The following is a 6,383-nucleotide window of genomic DNA, read 5'->3' as shown; positions in this document are numbered from 1 at the left end:
AAAAACATAACCCCCCGATCCGGGAGGTTATGTTTTTTTATTTCAATATTTTCTCTATCTGTGTATCATCAAGAGCCACATGATAAAACAGTTCGTAGAAGTCCTTTACCTCTTCCTTGATATCAACATTATACTGTTCCGGATACACAAGATTGCCCAGCCACAGAATTCCTATCATCCGGTTGACGGAAGGCGGACTGCTCATAAAGCTGTAGGGAACAGAGGGTATCTGATATACCTTCCCTTCTTTCACTGCATTTAATTCTCCCCAGACCTTATCCGTTGTTATGGTTTGGTACAGAGCCTCAGAATCTGCGATGATGATATCCGGCTGCCACAGAAGAAGCTGTTCAAAGGATACTTCACTTCCGCCGCCGCTTGATACCTTTTCAACTTTGGCTGCATTTTCCGCTCCGATCTGTTCGATGACCCGGGCATGAATGGAACCCTCTGCATTGGTGTGAAGTCCATCATCTCCAACAGCAAAATAGACTGATTTCTTTTCTGTCTCTGCCAACTGCGTCTTGGCTGTTTCAGACTTTTTTAGTATGTTGTTACAATAGTCCGCCAGTTTTTTTGCCTGATCAGTCTCTCCGGTAAGCTCTCCCAGCATTTCATAAGCAGAACTCATGGTATCCAGATCCGCTTCCACAAAGATGACTGGCATGTTAAGCTGCTCCTGAAGGGCATCCATATCCTCTTTTACGGTTTTTTTCGCTTCTCCGATATCGATAATTACATCCGGGCTTTCCGCAATGAGGGCCTCCATATTAAGGTTTGCATTCTTTCCATAAAACTGGCCGAATTTGGGAAGTGCCCAATATTTTTCGTCAATATACTCCTTTGCGCCCTCAGAAAAATCAGAAGCAAGTCCGGACATCTTATCTGGACAAAGGGTATAAAGCACAATCTGTGCCAAAGGCCCGGAAGGAGCAATCTTATTAATTTCCTTTGGCAGTGTAACTTCTCTTCCTGCCGAATCAATAAACACTCTGGTATCTGACTGCGCCCCTGCTTCGCTCTTCTTTTCTGTTTCTGCCTGAGTTTCCGCTTTTACAGACGCAGTTGTCTCTGCCTGACTGGCCGGAACCTCCTTACCGCTTCCTTTTTGGCAGCCATTTGCCAGTACCGCAGCAGCAAGGAACGCAGCAAGCACCAGCCCTTTTCTCATTTTTTTCATACTAATCCTCCATTCTGCCGCTTTTGCGGCTTATATCTATTTTGGTGAAAGCCTTACCGGCAAACCGGAACGGATTACCGCCTTGTGCTCTCCTTTTTTAACAAATTCCTCTGTAAGCTTTTTATCTGTAATAAGAGTACCTGCCAGCTCCCACACACCAAAGTCAAAAAGCACAGGAGCAAGGGCCACACTGGGCCCCACTAGAATGACTTTGGCATTCCGGGACAGCTCTAACAGTCTTGGAAGGGTTTTATTAACCAGGGTAAATCCAGTGATAAATACATAGTCTCTATCTGAAAGTACATATTCACAAGCACTGTCCGGATAATCCCCATCCCTTGGATTGCGTTCCAGAATTACACAGGACTCCGCTTCTTTCAAATATTCTTCTGCAAAGCAGAAATGTCCGATGGTGGCTACCTTTTTCCCTTTCATATCCTTACTATGGGCCATAAAGGCATCTTCCTTAGAAAGCTGCCTGATTGTTCCTTCCTTTTCAAGTCTGCTGATCCGGTCCGGTTGATTATAATAGGCATTTACCGCTGCAGCACCTATGCTGGCCTCTGTAAAATTCCAGGACTTTATAAGCCCTGCAGCTTCCTTCCAGGACATATCCAGAATGTTTTTTTCAGTCCTTTGAATGGTCTGAAGCGGATTTGTCGCTGTTGCACCGGTATATCCGCAGGCAGTCACCGAAGTCCACTGGATCCCGACAATATAATCTTCTATCTTTACGTCATCTGGTATTGGTTCTATCAGACTGTCATACAATTCCCACATACACATCACCTTTCCCCAGGCATACACATTTTTTTCCCGCGTTTTAAATCTTCATAGATCTCAATAGGCACCTGGTATACGCCTTCCAAAAGTTCTTTTGTCAAGATCTTGTCCGGCTCGCCCAAGGCAGTTATCTTTCCATCCATCATCACCAGTGCTTTATGGGCAAAATAAAAGACATGCTCCGGATTATGGGTGGACTGCACAATTAAATATCCCTTTTCCGACAAGGTCCGAAGTTCCTCCATGACCCGGATCTGGTTGCCGTAATCCAAGCTGGAACATGGTTCATCCATAACCAGTATTTTTGCTTCCTGGGCGATGGCCCTTGCAATCAGAACAAGCTGCTGTTCTCCGCCGCTGATCTGTCCGAAAATGCGGTCCTTTAGACCGTCAATCTTTAAAAGCTTCAGAGCATTCAATGCCCTGTCTTTTTCTTTCTGTCCCGGACCTGCAAATCGAGGCAGTGAGGCAGTTGTTCCCATCAATACCATGTCCAGAACCGAAAAAGAGAATGCAGTATCGTGGTTCTGGGGAATATAAGCAATCTTTCCGGCCAGTTCCCGTTCTGAGAAGTGCCGGCGTTCTGTTCCATCGATCAGAATCTCTCCCTGGTACCCCTTTAGCAGACCTAACATGCAGCGAAACAGCGTACTTTTCCCAGCACCGTTTTTTCCAAGAACACAGACCAGTTCTCCCTTATTGAATGAAAAATTGATACCCTTTAATACTGGAAAACAACGATAGCCGAATTCCAGATTTTTTACCGTCAGCTCCATAACTCCTCCCCTTCTATAGCCGGTTCCCTTCCCGCAAAATAAGATATAAAAAGAACGGAGCACCAACAAATGCAGTCAAAATACCAATGGGGATCTCACTGGTAGCCAAAAGCCTTGCAAAATTATCCACGATCAACAGAAAGCTGCCTCCCATAAGCAGAGAGGCCGGCAACAGCCTCCGGTAATCGCTTCCTACCAGCATTCTGGCAAAATGAGGAATTACCAGTCCCACCCATCCGATGTGTCCGCTTACTGAAACTGCAGCCGAGGTAATCAAAGTTGCACTGACTACAACGATCAAACGGAGTTTTCTGGTATTGATCCCCATGCTCTTGGCTTCCTCATCACCAAGGCTTAAAACATTGATCCGCCACCGAAGGAGATAAATCGGAAGGATCCCAATCAGAATCCATGGTGCAGCAAACATCACATCTTTCTGCCGGATGGATGCCAGGCTCCCCATAAGCCAATAGGTAATGACCGGAAGGGTATTGGTCGGATCTGCCACCAGTTTTAAAAAAGAAACCGCTGAGGAAGCAAGGGAGCTTACCATCATACCGGACAGCACCAGGCCCAGCACGGGATTATACTTTACCCGGCTGCTGATGAGACAGACAATTCCTACCGCACCAAGACCAAAAGTAAATGCACTGATTGTTACTCCGTTATATCCCAAGGAAAAAAACAGACCAAGGGCCGCCCCAAAGCCCGCCCCAGAAGATGCACCCAGAACATCCGGTGATACCATGGGATTTTTAAAAATTCCCTGATAAGCAGCGCCTGCACAGGACAATCCTGCACCGATCAATGCTGCCATGAAAACTCTTGGAAGGCGGACCCGAAAAACAACAGTTTCGATCTGGGCAGGCCAGGTGGTTTTTATGGGAAAAACTGCAGAAAGAAGGACCTTTAAAAGCGTGTCCGGGTATACCGGGTACCGGCCAAGCAAAAAGGAACCAAAAAAGCAGGCAATAAATAAGAGCACTATGATTCCAAAACGTCTTTTATAAATCTGGTCCCTTTCTACCATGTGTTCCTTTTCCTTCCTTTTCCGTATATTCTCTCAAAAATTCCATGATTTCCGTCCGAATGTACTCTTTCTTTTCACGCTCAAAGGTAAGAATGCGTCCATTTGACCGTTTTCCAAGCTTTTCTTCCAAGTCCAAAAGGAGTTTGTCCGGCTCCGGCTGGGTGGGAACTCTGGTCCTCATGGCTTCCAGATTTTTCCGGCTTTTCAAAACTCCAATACAGGGAACTTCGCTATCAATGCAGCCAAGAACTGCAGCCATAAATTCCGGTACAAAAAGTTCCACCCCGCCTATTTCATCCAGAAGGCAGAGCCTGCTATGAGTGGAAGAACGCAAAATTTCCTTCCCAGCGGTTTTAAAAAACTCAAGATTTTTATGGAAGCCGTTTTCAGTCCGTTGGATAAATACATTCGTCATTCCTTTTTTATAGGAAGCTGCCGGAATCCATTCTTCGTCTGCCGGGACCATGCGAAATCCCATGGTCATTCCCTCTTCATCAATCAATCGCTGGGAATAAAACCCTCCCATCATCCGGTGCCAGGGCTTTAAGCATTCAAAAAGCAGGGTTGTTTTTCCTTCTCCTGAATCACCTTTTAAAAATAGAAATCCTCCCATTATTTTTTTCGCCCTTCCCGCAAAGCCCTGACAGCGATCAGTTCTCCGGCCACACTGATGGCGATTTCAGCCGGCGTTTCTGCATAGATTTCCAGACCAATGGGGCTGTGACAACTGTCGATCTGTTCTCTGGTGACGCCGTCTGCCATAAGCTTTCCGGCCAGAGTCTCCAGCTTCCTGCGGCTGCCAATCACACCGATGTAGCAGGCATTTTTTGTAAGAACCTGTCTTTGAACAACGTAATCCGACTGGTGTCCTCTGGTCATGACGCAGACATAATCGCATTCCCTTAATTCAAGAGAATCAAAAATCCGCTCATAATCCCCCACAATGGTCTTCTCTGCCTGGGGAAACAATTTTTCATTGGCAAATTCCGGCCGGTCATCAAAAACGGCACACCGAAATCCTACATGTGCCAGAACCGGTACCAATTCCTGGGCCACATGTCCGCCGCCGAAAACATAGACACAGCCGGCCCTGACTAAAGGCTCGCTGTAATACTTACGATCACCAAAGTTTTTCTGAACTGCTTTATGTTGAAGAAGAATTTCTCTTTCTTCTTTTTCAATTTCCTTTATTCCTGTAACCCCTGCTGATTTGCTGTAAATACCCAGCCCCCATGCGGTTTCATTGGTAATATCCATAATAAGCCAGCTATCTTCATCCTTGTCATAGGCTTCTTCTATCTTCCTGCATAAGTCCTTAAATTCCTGATTTTCATGGTCTAAATACTGGAAGTAAACCACCACATCACCGCCGCAGATCATGCCTAAATCAGCCACCTGTTCCTTTCCCAGTACAAAGCCGTGGGTGTAGGATGCCTTTTCCTCAATGGCCTTTTGAGATCTCTGAATGGACCGGTATTCCACCGCTCCGCCTCCAATCGTTCCTTCCGTGGTCCCGTCCCGCCTTACCAGCATATGGGATCCTGCACCTCTTGGAGTGGATCCAGAACTTGCAATAATGGTTACTAAAACTCCATCTTCGCCTTTTTCCAGTGTTTCTAAAACTGTTTTAAACAACTGCTTCATTTCAATACCCCCTCAAAATATTTTAAAAACAGTTCTTCTGTTTTTTCATTTAATTCTTTTTCCATATCTAAAAACCGGTTGAGAAAATCCTTTGTTTTGGGTGTGAGTTGGGAAAATCCTCCCTCTGCTCCGCCTGACCGGGTGATCAAAAGAGGATATCCAAGCTGTTTTTCTGCCTCTTTCATAATTTTCCAACCTTTGCTGTAGGACATGTTCATCTGCCGGCAAGCCGTCTGCATGGAACCGTTATGCTCAATCAGCATCAAAAACTGGGCAATCCCCGGCCCAAAGAAGATCTCGTCCCATTCCAGAAACAGATTTGCAACCGGATGCATGGAAACCCGTCCGGCATCATAGTTTCTTGCATAATCTTCCTCTGTTTCAATTGATTCTATGATTCCTTTATCATCAACTGGGATTTCTTCAATTAAAATATCTAATTCCGTCTGCTTAAAAGCTCCACGCAGCCCGCATTTTCCGTCGTATGACAGGATGGCGGGTATCAGCTCCTTGCTGATCATAACCGGATGGCCTCTTCGGCCGTCAAAGACCGGGCAAGCAGCTGGCTGGCTGCTGTTCATAATTTTTTTAATGGTTTCCGGCAGCAGCATGGGGAATTTTACCGGAAGAATAAGAACCCGGTCACACAAATCCTCAATGTAATTAAGGCCTGTACAGATGCTGTCAAACATCTGGGAATTTTCATAATTCTCATTTCTAAGGCAGATCACTCTTAGCTTAGAAATGTGTTTTTCCAATTCCTTTGCGTCTTTTCCGGTTATGACCACGATGGGATCCACACCGGACCGTTTCAACATCATAATTATCCGTCTAATAACGGTTGTGCCTCCAATGGGCATCAATGGTTTAAATGTACTGGTGGCACTTTTATGCCCCGCCGCAACAATAACCGCACCTGTTTTCATACCGGATCCCGCCTTTCCGTTATATTTTTCAAAATATAACGGTT

The 6,383-nt window shown here is 45.6% G+C and carries 7 protein-coding genes; all 7 read right to left on the bottom strand.

What is annotated here, in order from left to right; genetic code table 11:
* Positions 1 to 37: 37 nt before the first annotated feature.
* Genes ACYVD3_RS25065 through ACYVD3_RS25035 form a run of 7 tightly spaced genes read right to left on the bottom strand, consistent with a single transcriptional unit; the run spans position 38 to position 6,339 of the window.
* Complete coding sequence (locus ACYVD3_RS25065; protein WP_460645222.1) at positions 38 to 1,180, bottom strand: ABC transporter substrate-binding protein; 1,143 nt, start codon at positions 1,178 to 1,180, stop codon at positions 38 to 40.
* A 36-nt stretch (positions 1,181 to 1,216) separates the two neighbouring features.
* The gene (locus ACYVD3_RS25060) at positions 1,217 to 1,960 is read right to left on the bottom strand and encodes a Rossmann-like domain-containing protein (RefSeq protein WP_460645221.1); all 744 of its coding nucleotides are present in this window, start codon (positions 1,958 to 1,960) and stop codon (positions 1,217 to 1,219) included.
* A 5-nt stretch (positions 1,961 to 1,965) separates the two neighbouring features.
* Positions 1,966 to 2,739, bottom strand: coding sequence for an ABC transporter ATP-binding protein (locus ACYVD3_RS25055; protein WP_460645220.1), 774 nt, complete (start codon positions 2,737 to 2,739; stop codon positions 1,966 to 1,968).
* Between the two features lie 13 nt (positions 2,740 to 2,752).
* Positions 2,753 to 3,769 carry a FecCD family ABC transporter permease gene (locus ACYVD3_RS25050; RefSeq protein WP_460645219.1) on the bottom strand — a complete coding sequence of 339 codons (1,017 nt, stop codon included), beginning with the start codon at positions 3,767 to 3,769 and terminating at the stop codon, positions 2,753 to 2,755.
* The gene (locus tag ACYVD3_RS25045; protein WP_460645218.1) at positions 3,744 to 4,382 is read right to left on the bottom strand and encodes a nucleoside-triphosphatase; all 639 of its coding nucleotides are present in this window, start codon (positions 4,380 to 4,382) and stop codon (positions 3,744 to 3,746) included. Before ACYVD3_RS25045 ends, ACYVD3_RS25050 begins: the two co-directional genes overlap by 26 nt.
* On the bottom strand, positions 4,382 to 5,413 hold the full coding sequence (locus tag ACYVD3_RS25040) for an XdhC family protein (protein ID WP_460645217.1): 1,032 nt from the start codon (positions 5,411 to 5,413) through the stop codon (positions 4,382 to 4,384). The genes ACYVD3_RS25045 and ACYVD3_RS25040 overlap by 1 nt, the downstream gene beginning before the upstream one ends.
* Positions 5,410 to 6,339 (bottom strand): NTP transferase domain-containing protein, encoded by a 930-nt coding sequence (locus ACYVD3_RS25035; protein ID WP_460645216.1) that lies wholly within the window; start codon positions 6,337 to 6,339, stop codon positions 5,410 to 5,412. The genes ACYVD3_RS25040 and ACYVD3_RS25035 overlap by 4 nt, the downstream gene beginning before the upstream one ends.
* Positions 6,340 to 6,383: the final 44 nt, after the last annotated feature.

It is taken from the genome of Lacrimispora brassicae (genome assembly GCF_054772055.1).
This window is presented reverse-complemented; position numbering and strand designations above follow the sequence as displayed.